Source organism: Variovorax sp. MPBD4-3 (genome assembly GCF_058809745.1).
On record NZ_JBXASW010000133.1, the window covers coordinates 1 to 1,737 of the forward strand.

Below are 1,737 nucleotides of genomic sequence, written 5' to 3' on the forward strand. Positions count from 1 at the left end.
GCCACCACCACCGCAACCAGCCAGCACCGCGATGACGACGATGAACATCGTCCCGATCCATTTGCGCATCTGCTTCTCCTAAGCGTTTGGTTTTCAGTCGAGAAAATCTGAAATACAAACGTTTCGCAAAGGTTTGCGCAAACGTTTGCCAAACTTTAGGGCGCAAGCCGGCAGCGTGGCAAGCGCTCCAGCTCAGGGTTTTCCGCGGGGCGGTATCGAAGGGTCAGCCCGGGCTGGGGGCGAAGTCGAGCAGGCGGTTGCGGCGCAGCGGCGACTGGTCGATCAGGAAAGGCGTCTCGGCTTCGGCCGGCTCGGCCTTCTCCAGGCCGCGCGCCATGGCCTTGGCCATCGGCACGGGGCAGGAGCCTCCGCTGCGCAGCGCGAGGGCCGCGGCCAGCCGGGCTTCGTTCGGGTCGCCGAGCTGGTGGTCGTAGTCGTCGGCCACGGCGCAGTTGGGCGCGAAGCCGTCGCCGTAGTCGCCGAAGCCCTGCTGGTTCACGCCCTTGACCTGGATCGCGAAGTAGGTGGTGCCGCAGTTGTCCTGCGGGTAGAAGCCGTAGGGCTTGCCGCAGGTGGTGCCGCCGACGAGGTTGACGGTGACACCCACGCCGCGCAGGCTGTTGATGACCGACTCGCTGGCCGAGCAGGTGTCGGGGCTGGTCAGCACGGTCACACGCGGCAGGCCGAGCGACGGCAGCGCCGCGCCGGTGCGGCTGGTGCTGTAGAACGGCATCAGGCTCTGCGCCACCGAGAGGCGGAACGGGTTCTTGTCGTTGAAGGTCAGCAGCTCGAAAGTCTTGCCCGCCGTGGCCGACGGCGCGGCGATCATGTAGGCCAGCCGGCTGGCAATGGCGAGCTGACCGCCGCCGTTGTAGCGCATGTCGAGCACGAGGTCCTGGATGCCGCCGGGGCTGGACTTGAAGGTGTTCACCGCATCGATGAGCTTCTGCTCGGAGGTCGTGATGTGGTCGTTGAACAGCAGGTAGCCCACCTTGGTGCCGCCACCCACGTCGAGGACCTTGATGTTCTGCACGGGCGTGCTCGTGACGTTGGCCGCCGCCAGGGAAAAGGACGTGGCCGGATCGCTGCCCAGCTTGAACGTGAAGTTGTGCGACTCGCCCACGGTCTTCGGCGAGAGCGCGTTGTTGATCGTGGCGGCGTTGGCGGCTCCTGTCGCATTGACGAAATCGACGCCGTCCACGCTCAGCAGCCTGGCGCCGCGCTTGAGCCCGGCGAGGTCGGCAGGCGAGCCGGGCTCGACGAGGACCACGCGCAGTTCGCGCGGCGGGCTGGTGGCGATGGAAACGAACTCCGCGCCGTAGCTGACCGACACGCCGCCCTGCGAGAGCTGGCGGTATGCCTCGGTGTCGTACACGAAGTGGAAGCGGTCCTTGGGCCTGCCCGACGACGTGGTGAGTGGCGTCTTGAGCACGTTGAACCATGCGACGGGCGTGGCGTAGTCGGAAGCCTTGAGCGTGGCCGGCACCTCGCTGTACCAGAGGTAGGTCTCGTCGATCCAGGCGCGCACCCAGCTCTTCTCGTTGTCCAGGGAGCCGGCGCTGTCGGGATAGGCCCGGCCGGTCTCCGGATTGGTGCCGGTGCGCGGCGCGGCGCAGAGGCCGGCGACCGATGACGATGGCACGATGCCCGTGCTGTTGCTGGCGGGCGGCGTGGTGACGGGGGGCGTGGCAGCGGGCACGAGACCGATCGGCAAGCCGCCGCCGCCACCACCTCCTC

1 protein-coding gene is annotated in these 1,737 nt (G+C 67.5%); it reads right to left on the reverse strand.

The features are described 5' to 3' along the window. Positions 1-223: 223 nt before the first annotated feature. The coding region (locus AC1RVW_RS30785; RefSeq protein WP_493204523.1) for a S41 family peptidase at positions 224-1,737 on the reverse strand (1,514 nt) is incomplete at its 5' end.